Consider the following 18,592-nt stretch of genomic DNA (forward strand, 5'->3'; position numbering starts at 1 on the left):
GGCATGGAAATGCGCGCAGATCTGTTGATTGTCGGTGCCGGTATGGTCGGCAGCGCCCTGGCCCTGGCCCTGCGCCACAGTGGCCTGGAGGTGCTCCTGCTAGACGGCGGGCCGATGACGGTCAAGCCGTTTGACGGCGAGGCACCTTTCGAGCCGCGGGTCAGCGCCCTGTCGGCGGCCAGCCAGCGCATTCTCGAGCGCCTCGGCGCCTGGGACGGCATCGCCCGGCGGCGTGTCTCGCCGTACTCGGACATGCATGTCTGGGACGGCAGCGGCACCGGCGAGATCCATTTCTCCGCCGCCAGCGTGCATGCCGAGGTGCTGGGTCATATCGTCGAGAACCGCGTGGTCCAGGACGGCCTGCTGGAGCGTCTGCACGACAGCGATGTCGGGCTGCTGGCCAACGCTCGCCTGGAGCAGTTGCGCCGCTCCGGCGATGAGTGGCTGCTGACCCTGGCCGATGGCCGCAAGCTGCGCGCGCCGCTGGTGATCGCCGCCGATGGCGCCAACTCGGCGGTACGCCGCCTGGCCGGCTGCGCGACCCGTGAGTGGGATTACCTGCACCATGCCATCGTCACCAGCGTGCGCTGCAGCGAGGCGCACCGGGCAACGGCCTGGCAGCGTTTCACCGACGAAGGCCCGCTGGCGTTCCTGCCGCTGAGCCGCGATGGCCGCCAGGACTGGTGTTCGATCGTCTGGTCGACCACCCCGGAGCAGGCCGAGCAGGCCATGGCGATGGATGACGCGACCTTCCGCCAAGCGCTGGAACGGGCTTTCGAGGGGCGTCTGGGCGATGTGCTGGAGGCGGATCCGCGGGTCTGCGTGCCGCTGCGCCAGCGCCATGCCAAACGCTACGTTGAGGAGGGCTTGGCGCTGATTGGCGATGCGGCCCATACCATCCACCCGTTGGCCGGGCAGGGGGTCAACCTGGGCTTTCTCGACGCCGCGGTGCTGGCCGAGGAGCTGGTCCGCGCCTGCGAGCGTGGCGAGCGCCTGGCCGATGTGAAGGTGCTGAGCCGCTTCGAGCGGCGACGCATGCCGCACAACCTGGCGTTGATGGCGGCGATGGAGGGCTTCGAGCGCCTGTTCCAGGCCAATCCGCTGCCCCTGCGTTGGCTGCGCAACAGCGGCTTGAAGCTGGTGGAGCAGATGCCCGAGGCCAAGGCGCTGTTCGTGCGCCAGGCGCTGGGGTTGTCCGGGGACTTGCCGGAGCTGGCCAGGGCCTGAGAGCGGGGCCGCCTGGCGGCCCCGGCAATGGATCAGGCGGCGCGCATCACGCTCATGCGCCTGACCAACGGCAGCTTGCCGAGCAGGCCGAACAGCGGCGCCGTCCAGCGCACCAGCGCCGCGCTGGCCTTGGCCGCCAGGGGCGTGTGGCAGCTCCAGCCCAGTGCCAGCAGCGCCATCAACAGGCCGCCGATGTAGTCGTCCTGCCCCCAATGGGCGCCGGCCACCAGGCGCGGCAGCATGAACAGCAAGGCCAGTGCCCAGATCACCAGGTGCTGTACCAGGCGGCGGCTGAACAGGCTCATGAACAGCGCCCAGATCAGCAGCACCGAGGCGTGGTCACCCGGGAAGCTCTGGCTGGAACGGTCCTTCAATTCCCACTTCGCTTCCATGTGCGGATAGAAGTCGCTCAGGTGCACGGCGTTGTCGAACACCATCGACGGGCTGTTGTGTTGCCAGCCCATTGCGCTGACCCACTTGGAAAACAGCGCGCGAATCACCACTAAGAGGAGTAGGGTGACCAGGAAACCGAAAAACGCCTGGCGTACCTGGGTGGCCTTGAATACCCAATCGCCGCGGATCAGCAGCGACAGCATGATCAGGCCGACCAGGATGTCGAAGGGACGCAGGCTGCCGACCGCCCAGATCGACCGCCAGACCAGGTTGTCGGCCAGGGGCGCATTGAGGCTGTGGAACAGCCACTCGTCGAAAGTCAGGCACAGGATCTGGCCAACGGGCCACAACCAGAAACACAGTAATGCGATGGGTAGCAGGGTGCAGGCTGCCAAGGGGCCCCAGGACCACCTTGCTTGGAACAGTGGTCGATTGTCCATAAAATACCTCGATATCCAGCAGGATTTGAGCGTCTCGTTGAGCGCTCTACGACGGACCTTTCGGTCTCCTGTAATTATTTTGTAATCATTTTTAGAAAGCCAGACAACCATGAGCGACTTGCCAGATACCGATTTCACCCAACGCTTCCTGTTCGACGACCGCGACGCCCGCGGCGAGATGGTCGCGCTGGAACGCAGCTACGCCGAGGTGCTGGCCAAGCACGACTATCCGCAGCCGGTGCAGCACCTGCTGGGTGAGCTCATGGCCGCCGCCGCGCTGCTGGTCGGCACCCTGAAGTTCGACGGGTTGCTGGTGCTCCAGGCGCAGTCCTCGGGCCCGGTGCCGCTGCTGGCCATCGAGTACACCAGCGAGCACGACATCCGTGGCCTGGCCCGCTACGAGGCCGAGCAGATCAAGGCGGATGCCAGCCTTGCCGACCTGATGCCGGGCGGTCACCTGGTGCTGACCATCATTCCGGTCAACGGCCAGCGCTACCAGGGCACCGTAGAGCTGGACGGCAAGGACCTGTCGGAGTGCTTCACCAACTACTTCGTCATGTCGCAGCAGGTGAACACCTGCATCTCCCTGGCCGCCGATGGCGCCCGCGCCCGTGGCCTGCTGGTGCAGCAGCTGCCGGCCGAGATCCACAAGGACAGCGAGGAGCGCGAGGAAAGCTGGGCCCACGTCAAGGCCCTGGCCAACACCGTGAAGACCGAGGAACTGCTCGGCCTGGACAACGAAACCGTGTTGCACCGCCTGTACCACGAGGACGCGGTTCGCCTGTTCGATATCCAGCCGCTACGCTTCCGTTGCAGCTGCTCGCGCGAGCGTTCCGGCAACGCCCTGGTCAGCCTCGGCGAGCAGGATGCCAAGGCGCTGGTGGCCGAGTGCGGCGGCCAGGTCGAGATCGATTGCCAGTTCTGCAACGAGCGCTATCTCTTCGATGCAAGCGATGTGGCGCAATTGTTTGCCGGTGGCGGCACCGAGGCGCCGTCAGAAACTCAGCACTGAAACGGTTCACTACAGGATATTCTCCTGTCGAATTGCGCAAAAACGCAGTTCTGACAGGAGGGGCCTACTTTTTTTGGGCGTTTCTGGCATAATCCGGCCACTTTTTTCGCTGTAGTAGTTTTTTCGAGACGACTACAAAACGTTTGGAGCACTCGGCCTCGGGCCGGATGGGGTATCTCATGACGCAAGCCAACAACACCGTGTACACCGACCTGAGCGTCGATGAGCTGGTAAAAGAAGCGCTGTCCCGCGGTGAAGGCGTGCTGGCCGATACTGGCGCGCTGGTGGTGGAAACCGGTCACCGCACTGGCCGTTCGCCAGCTGACCGTTTCATCGTCGAAGAACCGTCCACCCAGGACCAGATTGGCTGGGGCCCGATCAACCGCAAGTTCCCGGCCGACAAGTTCGATGCCCTGTGGGACCGCGTCGAGGCGTTCAACAACGCCCAGGATCACTTCGTTTCCTACGTTCACGTAGGCGCTGCGGCCGAGCACTACCTGCCGGTCAAGATGACCACCCAGACCGCCTGGCAGAACCTGTTCGGTCGTTGCCTGTTCATCAACCCCGAGCAGTACAACCCGGCTGGCCGTGGTGAGTGGCAGATCCTCAACGTCGCCAACTTCGAGTGCGTGCCTGAGCGTGACGGCACCAACTCCGATGGTTGCGTGATCATCAACTTCGCCCAGAAGAAGGTGCTGATCGCCGGCATGCGTTACGCCGGTGAAATGAAGAAAGCCATGTTCTCGGTGCAGAACTTCCTGCTGCCGGCCGCCGACGTGCTGCCGATGCACTGCGCCGCCAACATCGGCGAAGCGGGTGATGTCACCCTGTTCTTCGGCCTGTCCGGCACCGGCAAGACCACCCTGTCGGCCGACGAAAGCCGTTACCTGATCGGTGACGACGAGCACGGCTGGGGTGAGGGCGTGGTCTTCAACATCGAAGGCGGTTGCTATGCCAAGTGCATCGACCTGTCCGAGAAGAACGAGCCGGTCATCTGGAAAGCCATCAAGCACGGCGCGGTGCTGGAAAACGTCGTGATCGACGCCAACAAGCACGCCGACTACGCCGACGTGAGCCTGACCCAGAACAGCCGTGCCGCCTATCCGCTGGCGCACGTCGAGAAGGTCTCGGCAGAGAACCTGGGCGGCGAGCCGAACGCGGTCATCTTCCTGACCTGCGACCTGACCGGCGTACTGCCTCCGGTGTCGATCCTGAACAACGAGCAGGCGGCCTACCACTTCCTGTCCGGCTACACCGCGCTGGTCGGTTCCACCGAAATGGGTTCGGGCGGCGGCATCAAGTCGACCTTCTCCACCTGCTTCGGCGCACCGTTCTTCCCGCGTCCGGCCGGCGTATACGCCGAACTGCTGATCAAGCGTATCAAGGCGTTCGGCTCCAAGGTCTACCTGGTCAACACCGGCTGGACCGGTGGTGGCTACGGCGTTGGCAAGCGCTTCAGCATCCCGACCACCCGTGGCGTGATCGCTGCCATCCAGAGCGGCGCTCTGGTCGGTGCCGAGACCGAGCACCTGGACATCATCAACCTGGACGTGCCGAAGGCTGTTCCGGGCGTCGAGACCGAGCTGCTCAACCCGCGCAACACCTGGGCTGACAAGGCTGCCTACGACGAAGCCGCCAAGGGCCTGGCCACGCTGTTCACCGAGAACTTCAAGAAGTTCGACGTTTCCGACGCCATCAAGGCTGCTGGTCCGCAGCTGTAAGCTGCAGCCGGTTCGGATGAAAAGCCGCCCTTCGGGGCGGCTTTTTCGTTTTTCAGATCAAGGCCATTGTTGCCGTGCATGCAGGATCCGGAGGATTTCGACTTCGTCCTCCTGTACCTGGTAGATCATCACGTAGTTGGGCGTTACCACGATTTCGTGTGTTTCGACGCATCTGCCGGGCTTGTACAGGCGCGGGTTGCGAGCGGCGCGTCTGGCCTTGTCCCTGAAGGCTTCATCCAGCGCCTCTGCCGCTGCCGGGTTGTCTTGTGCAACGACGGTCATGATGCGCAGACGATCGTTGCGAGCCATTGCCGACCAGACAAGGCGCATCAGCGGTTTTTGGCTCTCAGCTCGGCTCGGCGGGCGGCAAAGAACTTCTCGACTTCTTCGTCATCCAGCGTGGGGGATGGATCGCGACGGCTGGCGTCGACCTGTTCGCTGAACCAGGTGTCGTAGGCTGCCGCCTCATGGGCCCTTTTGAGTGCCTGGGCGCGATCCGGCCGCTGGTAGGTGGTGGTCTGTCGCGGATCCCAGATCGAGCTGTCGACCAAGAAATGGTCGATACCCAGATCATGCAGGTAGCTGACCAGTGTCTCGAGCTTCTTGAACAGCCGGACGTTGCCGCTACGCTGTGCGGTGAGTACGTGCTCCTGATCGTCGACATCCACCTGGACCGCCCAGCCTCCGGGTTGCCCAACGATGTGGGTGGCGTTGATTCGACGGCTTTCAGCCAGGCGGCTGAGGTGGGCATGATCCAGTTGCAGGGTCGGCACGGGTGTATGTCTCGGCTTCATGGGACGCGTACCATCTTATGCAATCTACTGTTGATTGCGACTATAGGCGTTCCCAAGTCTATGTGGGAAGCTTCGCTGACATGCAAAGGAAATCAGGTTGTCCTCATGACAGAATCCCCCCAACGCTCCGCCTTCTCCCATTTCCATCCCATCCTCACCCGCCCGCAGGACAACGACCACAACGGTCACCTCGCTGGCGCCACCGTGCATGCCTTCTTCGAAACAGCCATCCAGGCCTTCCTGGTCGAACAGGCCGAACTGGACCTGCGCGACGGTGAGCTGGCCGGCTTCGTCGTCAGCTCGGCGGCGGACTTCTTCGCTTTGCCGGGCTTTCCCGACGTGCTCGAGGTGGGCCTGGGCGTGACGCGCCTGGCGGGCAGCACCGTGGAGTTCCGCCTGGCGCTGTTCCGCCCGGGCGAGGCCGAGGCCTGCGCGGCGGGGAGTGTGGTGCAGGTGTTCATCGAGCGGGCCTCGGGCCGTCCGGTGGTGCTGCCGGAAACGCTGCAGCTGATCCTCGCCGGACTGTCGCTCAATCGTTGAGGCGAATGATCCCCTCGCGCACGGCGAACAGCACCAGGCCGGGCACGTCGTGGATCTGCAGGCGGTGCATGATCTGCGAGCGGTGAGCCTCGACGGTCTTGATGCTCAGGCCCAGGCCGTCGGCGATTGAGCGGGTGGTCTCGCCACGGGCGATCAGGCGCAGGATCTCCAGCTGGCGGTTGGTCAGCGGCGGTGTCTGCACCTGGCTGACGACGCGCTTGCGGCTGTGTTTCAGGGCCTGGCCGATGACCATCGGCAGCACCGCCGACGACAGGTACTGGCCGCCACCGCGCAGGGTCTGCAGGGCCTGCTCCAGTTCGCTGACCGTGGCGTTCTTGAGCAGGAAACCATGGGCACCCAGTTGCAGGCAGCTCATTACATGCTCGAGCTCTGAGCGTGGCGAAAACATCAGCACCCGGCTGGCGGGGGCGCGGATGAACAGCTCCTGCAGGGCCTGCTGGCTGTCCAGCTCGCCGCTCATGTCGAGCACCACGATGTCCGGCTTGAGTTTTTCCGCGAGGCTCACGGCCGTCATGGCATCGCCGGTGTCGCCCACCACGACGAAATCTTTCTTCTGTTCAAGCAGGGCACGCAGGCCGGCGCGGAAGAGCGGCGAGTGATCGGCAAGCAAGATTCGGCAGGGCATGGATAAGGGCCTGTTTCGCAAGGGAAGGGGGGCGGCAGGCCTGCTCGATCCGAAAGCGCACTGCCGCGCGGTTGCGCGATCAGTCCTTGTCTGCCGATGGTCGCGGCAGTGCCTCTTATCATAGGCGTTCGAACACCGACGGCAGTAGTGGACGCAGGGGCAGGCCCAGGGCGTGGACGCTCTCGCTGTGACCGATGATCATCAGGCCACCGGGGCGCAGATGTGCCAGCAGGCGCTGGAGTACCTCGTTCTTGTACCGTGGCGCCAGGTTCGACAACAGGTTGCGCAACAGGATGACGTCAAAGCTGCCGAGCTGTTCGGGCAGGGGCCGGATCAGGTTGAGCGCCTCGAAGCGCACCTGCTCGCGCAGGGCTGCGGTGACCCGCAGCCGGCCAGCCATCTCGTCGACGCCGCACAGGCAGTGGCGGGCCAGCCAGCCTTCGGGGAAGTAGCGTGCCTGGGCGATGTCGTAGATACCGGCAGCGGCGGTCTCCAGCAGTTTTGAGTCGAAGTCGCTTGCCAGCACCTGCCAGCCGGGATGGCGGGCATTTTCGGCGGCGACCATGGCCAGGCTCCAGGCTTCCTCCCCGGTGGCGCAGGCGGCGCTCCACAGGCGTGCGGGGTGGTCGAGGTCGGCCAGCCAGCGGGCCAGGCATTCGAAGTGGCGATGCTCGCGAAAGAAGTAGCTGTCACGGGCGACCAGCAGGCGCAGCAGGTGCTCGTGTTCGTTCACGCCCAGGGGGCTGTCGAGAAAGGCAAGGTAACGCTCGAAATCCGCCAGGCCCAAGGCCTTCAGGCGTTTGTGCAGGCGCGCTGCGACCACGGCGCGGCGGTCGTCGGCCAGTTGCACGCCGGTGGCCTGCACGACCCGCTGGCGAATCGACGCAAAGCTGGCTTCGCCGAGCAGTGGCGGGCGGCGGCCAGGCATCCTTCAGCCTCTCCTGGCCCGGGGCGGACAGATAGGGTAGGTGAAGATCGTGCGCATTCCCTGCGTCCTGTGCTTGATCGAAACAGCGATGATAACTAGTGGCTAGTGGCCTCCATATCGGGGCAGCCCCTAATCCTCTGGCGGGTATGCAAACGAAAAGGCCCTGCCGATGAGGGCAGGGCCTTAGGCCTCAGGCGTAAGCCAGACGATCAGTCATGGCGCCAGTGGCGCTTGTGCTTGCGATGGCCGTAGTGGTGGCCACGGTCGTAATAGCGGCGATCGTCGTAGTCGCGACGGTAGCGACGCTCGTGGCGTTCGTCTTCGTCGGCCTTGTTGCCCATGTAGTTGCCCAGTGCACCACCGGCGCCACCACCGGCGGCCGCGCCGATGTAGCTGCCGGTGGTGCCGCCCACGGAGCGACCCACCACGTTGCCGCCCGCGGCGCCCAGCGCGCCACCGATGGCGGCTTCGCCACGCTGGCGCTTGTCGGCACCCAGCGCACCGCCGGCCGCGCCGCCCAAGCCGGCACCGATGGCGCCGCCGGTGCTACCGCCGATGGAGTTGCCCACCACGGAGCCCAGTACCCCACCCAATGCGCCGCCAATGCCGGCTTCGGTGGTGCCGCCTGCCATGGCAACGCCGCTGAGCAGACCAAAAGACAACAACAGAATCGAGGAGTACTTCTTCATCAAGAGAGCCTCAGAGGGATGACGAAGCGGAATTTGAGGCTCGCCGAGGCGCCTGGCAATCGGAATCCGACGAGTAGCACGAGTTGTACACAATTCTCTAAGTTATTGAATTATGTATGAAACTTTCGCGATTTTCGGTTGTCTGAGCTATTTATGACGAAGCCCTGAACCGTTGCGGAACAGGGCTTTTTTGTGGGCAGTTGCTCGGAATCTGCGCTCGCCCCTGTAGGAGCGGCCTTGTGCCGCGAAAGGGCTGCAAAGCAGCCCCAGGATCTTAGCGTGGATGCAGAAATTGCCGGGGCCGCTGCGCGGCCCTTTCCGGCCGGTCCGACGCCTCGGCAAGGCCGCTCCTACAGGGGGGGCGGCACAGGGCTCAGATGATGCGCCCGTCGTCCCGCGCCCGCTCCAGCTTGATGGCGATGAATTTCGACGTCGGCGTATGGCTGCCGTCGCCGATGCTCTCCAGCGGCACCAGCGGGTTCACCTCGGGGTAGTACGCCGCCGCCTGGCCGGCGGGAATGTCGAACGCCAGCAGGGTGAAGCCCTGCACCCGGCGCACATGCTCATCGCCCCACAGCGACACGATGTCGACCTTCTGCCCCGGTTGGAAGCCCAGGCGAACGATGTCGGCTTCGTTGACGAACAGCACGTCGCGCTGGCCGCGCACGCCGCGGTAGCGGTCGTCCATGCCATAGATGGTGGTGTTGTACTGATCGTGCGAACGCATCGACTGCATGATCAGGTCCGGCAACTGGCCGCTGGCGCGCACGCGCTCGTCGAGCAGGCTGTCGGGCAGCAGGTTAGCCTTGAAGTTGGCGCGGCCGCTGGCGGTCTTCCACTGGCGGCTGCCGGCGCTGTTGCCCAGGTAGAAGCCGCCGGGCAGGCGCAGGCGTTCATTGAAGTCGGCAAAGCCGGGGATGGTGTCGGCGATCAGGTCGCGGATGCGGTCGTAGTCGGCCACCAACCAGTGCCAGTCCACCGGTTGCTTGCCCAGGGTGGCGGCGGCGATACCGGCGACCACGGCCGGCTCCGAGCGCATCTGCCGCGACAGCGGCTTGAGCTGGCCGTTGGAGGCGTGGACCATGCTGAACGAGTCCTCCACCGTCACCGCCTGCGGGCCTTCGCCCTGCAGGTCGATATCGGTGCGGCCCAGACACGGCAGGATCAGCGCCTGCTTGCCGTGGACCAGGTGGCTGCGGTTGAGCTTGGTGCTGATGTGCACGGTCAGCTCGCAGTTGCGCAGCGCCTGCGCGGTGCGCTCGGTGTCTGGCGTGGCCTGGGCGAAGTTGCCGCCCAGGCCGATGAACACCTTGGCCCGGCCATCGAGCATGGCGTGGATCGCTTCGACGGTGTTGTGGCCGTTGTGGCGCGGCACCGGGAAGCCGAAGCGCTTTTCGAGGGCGTCGAGCAGGAACACCGGCGGGCGTTCGTTGATGCCCATGGTGCGGTCGCCCTGTACGTTGCTGTGGCCGCGCACCGGGCACAGGCCGGCGCCCGGCACGCCGAGATTGCCGCGCAGCAGCATCAGGTTGACGATTTCCTGGATGGTCGGCACCGAATGGCGGTGCTGGGTGATGCCCATCGCCCAGCACATGATCACCCGCTTGCCCTTGCAGTACATGCGCGCCGACAGTTCGATATCGGCCAGGGTCAGGCCCGACTGCGCCTGGATCTGCTCCCACGAGGTGGCATCGACCACCGCCAGGTACTCGTCCACGCCATGGCCGTGCTCGGCGATGAAGGCGTGGTCGAAGATCGCCGGCTCGCCCTTGGCCTGGGCTTCGTGTTCCCATTGCAGCAGGAACTTGGCCATGCCGCGCAGCAGCGCCATATCGCCGCCCAGAGCCGGTCGGAAGAACGCCGTGTTGGTCGGGCGGTCGGTGTTGGTCAGCATCTCCAGTGGGTTCTGCGGATGCTGGAAACGCTCCAGGCCACGTTCCTTGAGCGGGTTGACGCAGACCACCTGGGCGCCGCGCTTCACCGCGTCACGCAGCGGGTCGAGCATGCGCGGGTGGTTGGTGCCGGGGTTCTGGCCCCAGACGAAGATCGCGTCGGCGTGCTCGAAGTCGTCGTAGGTGACCGTGCCCTTGCCCACGCCGACGCTCTGCCCCAGGGCCACGCCGCTGGCCTCGTGACACATGTTCGAGCAGTCGGGGAAGTTGTTGGTGCCGTAGGCGCGCACGAACAGCTGGTACAGGTAGGCCGCCTCGTTGCTGGCCCGGCCGGAGGTGTAGAACTCTGCCTGGTCAGGGCTGGACAGGTTGTTCAGGTGGCGGGCGATCAGGGCGAAGGCCGCGTCCCAGTCGATCGGCCGGTAACGGTCGGTGACCGGGTCGTAGACCATCGGCTCGGTCAGGCGTCCCTGGTATTCGAGCCAGTAGTCGCTCTGCTCGAGCAGCGCGCTGACGCTGTAGCGGGCGAAGAACGCCGCATCGACGCGACGCTTGGTGGCCTCCCAGTTGACCGCCTTGGCGCCGTTCTCGCAGAACTTGACCATGCCGCTTTCGGGCGAGTCGCCCCAGGCGCAGCCGGGGCAGTCGAAACCGCCGTTCTGGTTGGTCTTGAGCAGGGCGCGGATGTTCTTCAGGGCGTTGTCGCTGCCCACCCAGGCCTTGGCCACGCTGCGCAGCGCCCCCCAACCGCCGGCGGGGCCGGGGTAGGGCTTGTAGCGAGGGGTGGAGGCGGGGGCGTTGTCTGGCAGTTTTTCGTAGGAGGTCACGGCTGTTGCTACTCCGCCGCTGGGCTGAACACCCGCGGTGCGCTGTGTTTGGGCAGATGGATAAGGTTGAGGTTGTGCTTGCGCGCCCATTGCAGGGCCAGGCCCGTGGGCGCGGAGAGGCTGACCAGGGTCTGGATGCCGGCGCGCAGGACTTTCTGGATCAGTTCCAGGCTGCAGCGGCTGGTGACGATGGCCAGGCCGCCTGCGGTGTCGATGCGCTGGCGCAGCAGGGCGCCGATCAGCTTGTCCAGGGCGTTGTGCCGGCCGATATCCTCGCGGCCCAGCAGCAACTGGCCGTCGCGGTCCATGAACAGCGCCGCGTGCACCGCGCCGCAATGCTGGCCGAGGGGCTGGAAGGCATCGATGCGCTGGCGCAGGTCCTTCAGCCAGTGCGCGGGCGGCAAGGGCGCGCCGGGCAGCACGTCCAGCTCGGGCAATGCCTGCTCCAGGGCCTCGACGCCGCACAGGCCGCAGCCGCTGGTGCCGGCCAGCTGGCGGCGCTGGTTCTTCAGGTTCCAGAAGGCACGGCTGGAGATCTCCAGGTCGGCATACAGCGCCGAGCCACTGCCGGAGAGCTTCACGTCGTAGATTTCCTCGGTACCGGCGACGATGCCGCTGCCCACGCTGAAGCCGACGGCGAAGTCTTCCAGGTCGGTCGGGCTGACCAGCATCACCGCCTGGTTCAGGCCGTTGTAGACGATGGCCAGTGCTACTTCCTCGGCCAGCGGCGTGCTGTCGGGGGCCGTGTCGGTGAGCTGGACGTAGTCGTAGGTGTTGCTGGCGGCGGGCAGGGCAAAAGGCGTGGACGCCGCGCAGACCGGTGGCTTGCTGTTCATCGGGGCGAATACCGGCTGGCAGTTTGACCCCACAAGCCTAGGCCCCTGTGCCGATGGCGTCTAATCGCTAGCGTCTATGTCGTGATAGAGCGCGTCGATTGGTCGCAGCGGGGCGGGATGGGTGATCCTGGCCTAGACTCCTGCTTCCATGGATTCACCATCAAAGGAGCGCCACATGAGCCTGTTCAGTTTCGTGAAGGAAGCCGGCGAGAAGTTGATCGACCTGCTGACGCCGGGCAATGCCAATGCCGAGGAACAGTTGAAGAAACACGTCCAGGACGTTGGTCTGGGCAACCCGAACATCTCGGCCACTGTAGAGGGTGACAAGGTCATTCTCAAGGGCGAGGTTGCCAGCCAGGAGGAGAAGGAGAAGATCATCCTGGCCGCCGGCAATATCGCAGGGGTGGCTTCGGTGGATGACCAGATCACCGTCACTGGGCCCATCGCCCAGGCGGCGCGGTTCGTTACGGTCAAGAAGGGCGATACGCTGAGTGCCATCGCCAAGGCCGAGTATGGCGACGCCAACAAGTACAACAAGATCTTCGAGGCGAACAAGCCGATGCTCAAGCATCCGGACAAGATCTATCCGGGGCAGGTGCTGCGTATTCCGGATTAATCTTCATCGTCTGATCCGGCTCTTTCGCGGGTAAACCCGCTCCCACAGGTACTGCACCACATTCAAGGACTGTGCAACTCCTGTGGGAGCGGGTTTACCCGCGAAGAGGCCCTCACAGGCCAACCAGTAACTCCCGGTAATCCTCGACCGCCGCAAACTCCTGGGTATCCCGAGGTTCAGCCCGGCTGTCCGGCTGGCGCACCGCCAGCAGATGCCCCACCCCGAACCGCCGGGCACTGCGCAGAATCGCCAGGGTGTCATCGATGAACAGGCTGCGCGCCGGTTCGAAGCCGATATCCGCCTGCAGCGCGTCCCAGAACTGCGGGCTCTCTTTCGGATACCCATAGTCATGCGAGCTGATCAGCCGTTCGAAGTACGGCGCCAGTTCCACCCGCTCCAGTTTCAGCGACAGCGAATCGCGGTGCGCATTGGTGATCATCACCACCCGCTTGCCCGCCTTGCGCACGGCCGCGAGAAAGGTGTCGGCATCCGGCTTGAGGGCGATGAGGTCGGCAATCTCCTGTTTCAGCTCGCGGATCGGCAGGCGCAGTTCGCGGCTCCAGAAATCCAGGCAGTACCAGTTGAGCGTGCCGGCGTGCTGCTCGAACAGCGGGCGCAGCTCGAGCTCGGCCATGGCCCGGCTCACACCATGCAGCTCGGCGTAGCGCTGGGGCAGGTGGTCCAGCCAGAAGCGGTTGTCGTAATGCAGGTCGAGCAGGGTGCCGTCCATGTCCAGCAGGACGGTATCGATGGCGGACCAGGGAAGAACGGGCATGGGAAATTCTCGATCAGTCGGCTAGCCACGGTATAGTAACCCGTTCACGCCAAGGAGCCGCCCCATGCGCCAGAAACCCACCGTCCTCAGCCGCGAGATCGTCGCCAGCAGCCGCCTGTTCCGGGTCGAAGCCGTGCAGTTGCGCTTTTCCAACGGCACCGAGCGCACCTACGAGCGATTGGTCGGTCGTGGCAACGGTTATGGCGCGGTGATGATCGTGGCCATGCTCGATGCCGAGCACGCGGTGCTGGTCGAGGAGTACTGCGGCGGCACCGATGAGTACGAGCTGTCCTTGCCCAAGGGGCTTATCGAGCCGGGCGAGGACGTGCTGGCTGCCGCCGACCGGGAGCTCAAGGAAGAGGCCGGGTTCGGCGCACGCCAACTGGAGCACCTGACCGAGCTGTCGCTGTCGCCCGGCTACATGAGCCAGAAGATCCAGGTGGTGCTGGCCTCGGACCTGTACGAAGAACGCCTGGAGGGCGACGAGCCCGAGCCGATGCGGGTCGACAAGGTCAACCTGCGTGAGCTTTCGGCGCTGGCCATGCACCCACAGTTCACCGAAGGTCGGGCGCTGGCGGCGTTGTACCTGGCCCGTGACCTGTTGATCCAGCGTGGAGTGCTGAGCGTATGAGCGATCGGCTATTGATGCAGGACGTGGTGGCGCTCGCCCGCTCGGCCGGCGAGGCGATCCTGCCGTTCTGGCGCGCCGATGTGGCGGTGACCAGCAAGGCCGACGATTCACCGGTGACCGCTGCCGACCTGGCGGCTCATCGAGTGATCGCGGATGGGTTGCAGGCGCTGGCACCGCAGATCCCGGTGCTGTCCGAGGAAGACTGCGAGATTCCGCTGGCCACCCGCGCAGGCTGGCAGCGCTGGTGGCTGGTCGATCCGCTGGATGGCACCAAGGAATTCATTGCCGGTAGCGAAGAGTTCACCGTCAATATCGCGCTGGTCGAGAACGGCGAGGTGGTGTTCGGGGTGGTGGCGATGCCGACCAATGGCCGCTGTTATTTCGGCGGGCGCAACCTGGGTGCCTGGCGTGTGGAGCGTGATGGCGGCGCGCAGCCGATCCAGGTACGCAACGCGCCACCGCAGGGGGCGAAGTTTACCGTCGTCGCCAGCCGTCGGCATTCCAGTCCGCAGCAGGAAGCGCTACTGGCTGGCCTGACAAGCGCCGTTGGTGAGCTGGAACTGGCCAATATCGGCAGCTCGTTGAAGTTCTGCCTGCTGGCCGAAGGCAGTGCCGACTGTTATCCGCGGTTGGCGCCGACTTCGCAGTGGGATACGGCGGCTGCCCAGGGCGTGCTGGAAGGGGCCGGGGGCGAGGTGATCGGGCTGGATGGATTGCCGTTCCGGTACCCGGCGCGGGAGTCGTTGCTCAATCCGTTTTTCCTGGCGTTGCCCAAGGCTGCCGGTTGGCGGCAGGCGTTGGTCGAGCTGGCGGGTGCGATCTGAGCTTGAGATAGCCAGGGCTGCTTTGCAGCCCTTTCGCGGCACAAGGCCGCTCCTACAGGGAAACGTGCCCCCTGTAGGAGCGGCCTTGTGCCGCGAAAGGGGCGCGAAGCGCCCCCAGCTTTCAGCGATGCAACACGTACTGCCCGCTGAACCTCACCGCAGGCTGGTCGCTGCCCTCGTTGCTCACCACCGTCTCCAGCGTCAGCCGCGCCCGCCCGCGACGCTGGTACATCGTCAGGAACCGCTCCCAGGTCTTCTCGTCCGGCGCCGGGCACTGTGCCACTGCCGTACCGGTGACCGGCAGCGGGTAGCTGATCTGCCCTTCCTGGATGACGATATGTCCGTCATCGATCCCCAGCTCGCGCAGGCGCAGATGCAGCCAGCCCCAGCCCACCAGCACCGCGCCGCAGTACAGGCTGCCGCCGAACATGGTGCTCTTGTGGTTGACGTTGGGTGCCAGCGGCAGCTTCAGGCGCAGGCAGTGCTGTTGCCAATCGAGGACTTCCATCCCCATCTCGCGGGTCAGCGGAATATCACTGTGCAATACCGATTGCAGGTACTGGCTGTCGGTGCTCATGGACGGTTGTCCTCCTGGTCGTCGTGCCCGCCACCGCCGTCGAAGCTCAGGCCGTGCTTGCGCAGTTTGTCGTGCAGGGTCTTGCGCGGGATGCCGAGGGCCTCGGCGAGGCTGCGCATCGAGTTGTGCGGTTGGCCCAGTTCGGCGGCGATCAACGAGCGCTCGAACTGCTCGACCTGCTCGCTGAGGTTGCCGGTCGGCACGGGCACCTGGATGTCATGGGCCGCCGCAGGCACCTGGCCATCGAGGGCCAGCTCCAGGCCCAGGGCGAAGCGTTCGGCGGCGTTCTGCAGCTCGCGCACGTTGCCCGGCCAGTCGTGGCGCAGGAGCACGGCGCGCTGCGCCGGTTGCAGGCTGTGGGGCGGCAGGCCGTGGCGCTCGCTGGCGGCATCGGCGAAGTGCTGGAACAGCACGAGGATGTCGTCGCCGCGCTCGCGCAACGCGGGGATACGCAGTGGCGCGACGTTCAGGCGGTAGTACAGGTCGGCGCGGAAACGGCCCTGGTCGGCGGCCTGGCGCAGGTCTTCCTTGGTCGCGGCGATGATGCGGATATCCAGCGGGATCAGCTGGTTGCCGCCCAGGCGTTCGACCACCCGCTCCTGCAGCAGGCGCAGCAGCTTGACCTGCACGTCCAGGCTCATGCTTTCGATCTCGTCGAGGAACAACGTGCCGCCGTTGGCGAACTCGAACTTGCCGATCCGGCGTTTCTGCGCCCCGGTGAAGGCCCCGGGCTCGTGGCCGAACAGCTCGCTCTCTACCACAGACTCGGCCAGGGCGCCGGCGTTGATCGCCACGAACGGGCCGTCGCGGCGGCTCGACAAGTCGTGCAGGGCGCGGGCCACCACCTCCTTGCCGGCGCCGGTCTCACCGAGGATCAGTACGTCGGCGCGAGTCCCGGCGAGGGCGCCGATCTGCTCGCGCAGGCGCTGCATGCCCGGCGACTGGCCGACCAGGCGCGTGGCCAACTGCTGGCGGTCGCTCAGGGCCAGGCGCAGGCTGCGGTTATCCAGCACCAAGCGGCGCAGGGCCAGGGCGCGGCGCACGCTGTCGAGCAGGGCATCACTGGCGAAAGGCTTTTCGAGGAAGTCGTAGGCCCCGGCGCGCATGGCCTGCACCGCCAGGGGCACATCACCGTGACCGGTGATCAGCAGCACCGGCAGCTCACTGTCGCGGGCATGCAGTTGTTCCAGCAGTTGCAGACCATCGATGCCGGGCATGCGGATATCGCTGACCACCACCCCCGGCCAGTCTTCCTCGATGCGCCCGGCCAGGCCCTGGGCGTCGGCCAGGGCCACCACCTTGAGCCCGGCCAGGTCCAGGGTCTGGCTCAGGGCCTGGCGCAGGTGCGGGTCGTCGTCGACCAGGAGCACCTGGGCGCGGCTGTCGATCAGTGTCTCGGTCATGCCGAGGTGTCCTCCGAAGATTGCAGGTTGGCGCCGGGCTTGGCCACGCGCAGTTTCAGCGTCAGCAGGGCACCGCCTTCCGGGTGGTTGCCCAGCAGCAGCTCGCCGCCCAGCGCATGCATCAGGCTTTCGCAGATGGCCAGCCCCAGTCCCAGGCCCTGGGTGCGGGTCTTGGTGGTGAAGAACGGCTCCTTGGCGTGCTCCAGGGCCTGGCGGCTGAAGCCGGGGCCATTGTCGCGGATGTACAGGTAGACGCAGTCATCCTGGCGTTCGGCACTCAGCCACAGCCGGCGTGGGTTGGCCTTCTCGGTGAGGGCATCGAGGGCGTTGGCCAGCAGGTTGCCCAGCACCTGGCGCAGGCGGGTCTCGCCAGCCTGTACCCACAGGGTGGCCTCGGGCAGGTCGCGCACCAGCTCCACGGCCATGGCCCGGCGGCGCTTGGCCAGCAGCGCCAGGGCGTCGTCCAGGGCCGGTTGCAGGGCCACGCTTTCCGGGGCGTGTTGGTCGCGGCGGGCGAAGGCACGCAGGTGGGCGATGATCGAGGCCATGCGCCCGGTCAGCTCGCCGATCAGTTTGAGGTTGCCGCGCACGTCCTCGGTGCGCTGATGATCGAGCAGGATCTCGGCGTTCTCGGCGTAGCTGCGGATGGCCGCCAGCGGCTGGTTGAGTTCGTGGCTGATGCTCGCCGACATGGTGCCGAGCACCGACAGCTTGCCGGCCTGGACCAGCTCGTCCTGGGCGCGCACCAGCTCCTGCTGGGCGCTTTCGCGCTCGAGCACGGCGCTCTTGAGCCGGGTGTTGAGGCCTTCGAGGTCGGCGGTGCGCTCGACCACGCGCTTTTCCAGCTCCTGGCGGGCACGGGCCTCGAAGTCGATGCGGTCGATGTAGTGGCGTCGGCGTTGCATCACCAGGCCGGCCAGGAGCATGGTCACCAGCAGCGCGCCGCCGCCGATGGCCATGACCGTCTGCACCGAGCGGTCGACCAGCAGGCGCGGAGCGAGGATGCTCACCTGCCAGCCGGTTTCCTTGATGTCGCGGGTCTGGATCAGCCAGGCGGCCTGGTCGAGGGTCAGCGGCTGCGGCGCCTGGGTCGGGTAGGGCTGGATGGCGACGATGGCCTGGCGCTCGGCCGCGGTCAGCTCGCGGGTGGCGCGGAACCGCCAGTCCGGGCGCGAGGTCAGCACCACCACGCCGTTCTGGTCGGTCAGCAGCAGTTGTTCCGGGGTGCGGCCCCAGAGGGTCTCGGTGTGGTCGAGGTCGACCTTGACCACCAGCACGCCGATCACCTTGTCGCGGTCGTGCACGGCGGCGGCGAAGAAGTAACCGCGCTTGGCCGAGGTGGTGCCCTGGCCGAAGAAGCGCCCCAGGTGGCCTTCCATCGCTTCGATGAAGTAGGGGCGGAACGAGAAGTTGCGGCCGACGAAACTGTCCTGCTTGTCCCAGTTGGAGGCGGCCAGGGTGTTGCCGCTGACATCCATCAGGTACATCACCTCGGCGCCGGTCTGCTGGGTGATGTGCTTGAGCAGGCGGTTGGCGTTGGTCACCGCCTCGAGACGAAACGGGTCGGCCAGCACGCCACGCAGCGCCGGCAGGTCACCGAGGATTTGCGGCAGGGTTTCGTAGCGGTGCAGGGTGCCCAGCAGGTTGGCGACGTAGAGGTCGAGGGTCTGGCGGTTCTGCGAAGCCAGCTCGTCCTGGTAGTAACGCTCGGCCAGGTGCTGCAGCGGCCACAGCAGCGGGGCCAGGCACAGCGCCAGCAGGGCCAGGCTGCGCCAGCGGGGGCGGCGGGGAGGCGTGGGTCTTGGGATCATCGCGATAAGG

19 protein-coding genes are annotated in these 18,592 nt (G+C 65.8%); 7 read left to right on the forward strand and 12 right to left on the reverse strand.

Translation table 11 applies throughout. From position 1 onward, the window contains the following. Window positions 1-9: 9 nt before the first annotated feature. On the forward strand, window positions 10-1,227 hold the full coding sequence (locus K2O50_RS01080; RefSeq protein WP_177330811.1) for a 2-octaprenyl-3-methyl-6-methoxy-1,4-benzoquinol hydroxylase: 1,218 nt from the start codon (window positions 10-12) through the stop codon (window positions 1,225-1,227). A 32-nt stretch (window positions 1,228-1,259) separates the two neighbouring features. Here K2O50_RS01080 and K2O50_RS01085 read toward each other — a convergent pair whose 3' ends face one another. Next, on the reverse strand, window positions 1,260-2,060 hold the full coding sequence (locus tag K2O50_RS01085) for a phosphatase PAP2 family protein (protein ID WP_050703329.1): 801 nt from the start codon (window positions 2,058-2,060) through the stop codon (window positions 1,260-1,262). Between the two features lie 109 nt (window positions 2,061-2,169). Here K2O50_RS01085 and hslO point away from each other — a divergent pair, with 109 nt between their 5' ends. After that, complete coding sequence (gene hslO / locus K2O50_RS01090) at window positions 2,170-3,072, forward strand: Hsp33 family molecular chaperone HslO (RefSeq protein WP_050703330.1); 903 nt, start codon at window positions 2,170-2,172, stop codon at window positions 3,070-3,072. Window positions 3,073-3,251: 179 nt separating this feature from the next. Next, window positions 3,252-4,793 carry a phosphoenolpyruvate carboxykinase gene (locus K2O50_RS01095; RefSeq protein ID WP_050703331.1) on the forward strand — a complete coding sequence of 514 codons (1,542 nt, stop codon included), beginning with the start codon at window positions 3,252-3,254 and terminating at the stop codon, window positions 4,791-4,793. A 57-nt stretch (window positions 4,794-4,850) separates the two neighbouring features. Here the strand turns inward: K2O50_RS01095 and K2O50_RS01100 are convergent, their stop codons facing one another. Both K2O50_RS01100 and K2O50_RS01105 read right to left on the reverse strand, forming a co-directional pair. Continuing rightward, window positions 4,851-5,123 (reverse strand): type II toxin-antitoxin system RelE/ParE family toxin, encoded by a 273-nt coding sequence (locus tag K2O50_RS01100; RefSeq protein ID WP_050703332.1) that lies wholly within the window; start codon window positions 5,121-5,123, stop codon window positions 4,851-4,853. Continuing rightward, a complete protein-coding gene (locus tag K2O50_RS01105; RefSeq protein WP_256205952.1) occupies window positions 5,123-5,587 on the reverse strand; it encodes a hypothetical protein in 465 nt (154 codons plus the stop codon). The genes K2O50_RS01100 and K2O50_RS01105 overlap by 1 nt, the downstream gene beginning before the upstream one ends. 105 nt (window positions 5,588-5,692) lie before the next feature. On the opposite strand from K2O50_RS01105, the gene K2O50_RS01110 reads away from it, so the two are divergent. Further along, window positions 5,693-6,127: a thioesterase family protein gene (locus K2O50_RS01110; protein ID WP_050703334.1), complete on the forward strand. Its 435-nt coding sequence runs from the start codon at window positions 5,693-5,695 to the stop codon at window positions 6,125-6,127. On the opposite strand, the gene K2O50_RS01115 is transcribed toward K2O50_RS01110, so the two are convergent. The 5 genes from K2O50_RS01115 to fdhD all read right to left on the reverse strand — a co-directional run bounded on the left by K2O50_RS01115 (window position 6,117) and on the right by fdhD (window position 11,945). Further along, window positions 6,117-6,773, reverse strand: coding sequence for a response regulator transcription factor (locus tag K2O50_RS01115; protein ID WP_050703335.1), 657 nt, complete (start codon window positions 6,771-6,773; stop codon window positions 6,117-6,119). The genes K2O50_RS01110 and K2O50_RS01115 overlap by 11 nt on opposite strands. Window positions 6,774-6,891: 118 nt before the next feature. After that, window positions 6,892-7,701 carry a protein-glutamate O-methyltransferase CheR gene (locus K2O50_RS01120; RefSeq protein WP_050703336.1) on the reverse strand — a complete coding sequence of 270 codons (810 nt, stop codon included), beginning with the start codon at window positions 7,699-7,701 and terminating at the stop codon, window positions 6,892-6,894. A 209-nt stretch (window positions 7,702-7,910) separates the two neighbouring features. After that, window positions 7,911-8,390 carry a glycine zipper domain-containing protein gene (locus K2O50_RS01125; protein WP_050703337.1) on the reverse strand — a complete coding sequence of 160 codons (480 nt, stop codon included), beginning with the start codon at window positions 8,388-8,390 and terminating at the stop codon, window positions 7,911-7,913. Window positions 8,391-8,763: 373 nt separating this feature from the next. Beyond that, window positions 8,764-11,109 (reverse strand): FdhF/YdeP family oxidoreductase, encoded by a 2,346-nt coding sequence (locus tag K2O50_RS01130; RefSeq protein WP_220689962.1) that lies wholly within the window; start codon window positions 11,107-11,109, stop codon window positions 8,764-8,766. A gap of 8 nt (window positions 11,110-11,117) precedes the next feature. Further along, complete coding sequence (gene fdhD / locus K2O50_RS01135; protein ID WP_050703341.1) at window positions 11,118-11,945, reverse strand: formate dehydrogenase accessory sulfurtransferase FdhD; 828 nt, start codon at window positions 11,943-11,945, stop codon at window positions 11,118-11,120. A 175-nt stretch (window positions 11,946-12,120) separates the two neighbouring features. On the opposite strand from fdhD, the gene lysM reads away from it, so the two are divergent. Beyond that, window positions 12,121-12,561: a peptidoglycan-binding protein LysM gene (gene lysM, locus K2O50_RS01140; protein ID WP_050703342.1), complete on the forward strand. Its 441-nt coding sequence runs from the start codon at window positions 12,121-12,123 to the stop codon at window positions 12,559-12,561. A gap of 112 nt (window positions 12,562-12,673) precedes the next feature. Here the strand turns inward: lysM and yrfG are convergent, their stop codons facing one another. Further along, window positions 12,674-13,336: a GMP/IMP nucleotidase gene (yrfG, locus tag K2O50_RS01145; protein ID WP_050703343.1), complete on the reverse strand. Its 663-nt coding sequence runs from the start codon at window positions 13,334-13,336 to the stop codon at window positions 12,674-12,676. Between the two features lie 64 nt (window positions 13,337-13,400). Between yrfG and nudE the strand changes: the two genes are divergently transcribed. Beyond that, window positions 13,401-13,967 (forward strand): ADP compounds hydrolase NudE, encoded by a 567-nt coding sequence (nudE, locus tag K2O50_RS01150; protein WP_050703344.1) that lies wholly within the window; start codon window positions 13,401-13,403, stop codon window positions 13,965-13,967. Beyond that, a complete protein-coding gene (cysQ, locus tag K2O50_RS01155; protein WP_050703345.1) occupies window positions 13,964-14,791 on the forward strand; it encodes a 3'(2'),5'-bisphosphate nucleotidase CysQ in 828 nt (275 codons plus the stop codon). The genes nudE and cysQ overlap by 4 nt, the downstream gene beginning before the upstream one ends. 121 nt (window positions 14,792-14,912) lie before the next feature. On the opposite strand, the gene K2O50_RS01160 is transcribed toward cysQ, so the two are convergent. Genes K2O50_RS01160 through K2O50_RS01170 form a run of 3 tightly spaced genes read right to left on the reverse strand, consistent with a single transcriptional unit; the run spans window position 14,913 to window position 18,582 of the window. Then, on the reverse strand, window positions 14,913-15,368 hold the full coding sequence (locus K2O50_RS01160; protein ID WP_050703346.1) for a YiiD C-terminal domain-containing protein: 456 nt from the start codon (window positions 15,366-15,368) through the stop codon (window positions 14,913-14,915). Beyond that, a complete protein-coding gene (locus K2O50_RS01165) occupies window positions 15,365-16,771 on the reverse strand; it encodes a sigma-54 dependent transcriptional regulator (RefSeq protein WP_050703347.1) in 1,407 nt (468 codons plus the stop codon). Before K2O50_RS01165 ends, K2O50_RS01160 begins: the two co-directional genes overlap by 4 nt. Beyond that, window positions 16,768-18,582 (reverse strand): ATP-binding protein, encoded by a 1,815-nt coding sequence (locus tag K2O50_RS01170; protein ID WP_050703348.1) that lies wholly within the window; start codon window positions 18,580-18,582, stop codon window positions 16,768-16,770. Before K2O50_RS01170 ends, K2O50_RS01165 begins: the two co-directional genes overlap by 4 nt. Window positions 18,583-18,592 lie beyond the last annotated feature (10 nt).

This window comes from Pseudomonas sp. 2hn, assembly GCF_019646095.1.
GTDB classification, from domain to species: Bacteria; Pseudomonadota; Gammaproteobacteria; order Pseudomonadales; family Pseudomonadaceae; genus Aquipseudomonas; species Aquipseudomonas peradeniyensis.

Bases quoted from the DNA above. Each gene is read 5' to 3' on its own strand.
- K2O50_RS01080 (WP_177330811.1), top strand. From the start codon at position 10: ATGCGCGCAGATCTGTTGATTGTCGGTGCCGGTATGGTCGGCAGCGCC.
- K2O50_RS01085 (WP_050703329.1), bottom strand. From the start codon at position 2,060: ATGGACAATCGACCACTGTTCCAAGCAAGGTGGTCCTGGGGCCCCTTG.
- hslO (WP_050703330.1), top strand. From the start codon at position 2,170: ATGAGCGACTTGCCAGATACCGATTTCACCCAACGCTTCCTGTTCGAC.
- K2O50_RS01095 (WP_050703331.1), top strand. From the start codon at position 3,252: ATGACGCAAGCCAACAACACCGTGTACACCGACCTGAGCGTCGATGAG.
- K2O50_RS01100 (WP_050703332.1), bottom strand. From the start codon at position 5,123: ATGCGCCTTGTCTGGTCGGCAATGGCTCGCAACGATCGTCTGCGCATC.
- K2O50_RS01105 (WP_256205952.1), bottom strand. From the start codon at position 5,587: ATGAAGCCGAGACATACACCCGTGCCGACCCTGCAACTGGATCATGCC.
- K2O50_RS01110 (WP_050703334.1), top strand. From the start codon at position 5,693: ATGACAGAATCCCCCCAACGCTCCGCCTTCTCCCATTTCCATCCCATC.
- K2O50_RS01115 (WP_050703335.1), bottom strand. From the start codon at position 6,773: ATGCCCTGCCGAATCTTGCTTGCCGATCACTCGCCGCTCTTCCGCGCC.
- K2O50_RS01120 (WP_050703336.1), bottom strand. From the start codon at position 7,701: ATGCCTGGCCGCCGCCCGCCACTGCTCGGCGAAGCCAGCTTTGCGTCG.
- K2O50_RS01125 (WP_050703337.1), bottom strand. From the start codon at position 8,390: ATGAAGAAGTACTCCTCGATTCTGTTGTTGTCTTTTGGTCTGCTCAGC.
- fdhD (WP_050703341.1), bottom strand. From the start codon at position 11,945: ATGAACAGCAAGCCACCGGTCTGCGCGGCGTCCACGCCTTTTGCCCTG.
- lysM (WP_050703342.1), top strand. From the start codon at position 12,121: ATGAGCCTGTTCAGTTTCGTGAAGGAAGCCGGCGAGAAGTTGATCGAC.
- yrfG (WP_050703343.1), bottom strand. From the start codon at position 13,336: ATGCCCGTTCTTCCCTGGTCCGCCATCGATACCGTCCTGCTGGACATG.
- nudE (WP_050703344.1), top strand. From the start codon at position 13,401: ATGCGCCAGAAACCCACCGTCCTCAGCCGCGAGATCGTCGCCAGCAGC.
- cysQ (WP_050703345.1), top strand. From the start codon at position 13,964: ATGAGCGATCGGCTATTGATGCAGGACGTGGTGGCGCTCGCCCGCTCG.
- K2O50_RS01160 (WP_050703346.1), bottom strand. From the start codon at position 15,368: ATGAGCACCGACAGCCAGTACCTGCAATCGGTATTGCACAGTGATATT.
- K2O50_RS01165 (WP_050703347.1), bottom strand. From the start codon at position 16,771: ATGACCGAGACACTGATCGACAGCCGCGCCCAGGTGCTCCTGGTCGAC.
- K2O50_RS01170 (WP_050703348.1), bottom strand. From the start codon at position 18,582: ATGATCCCAAGACCCACGCCTCCCCGCCGCCCCCGCTGGCGCAGCCTG.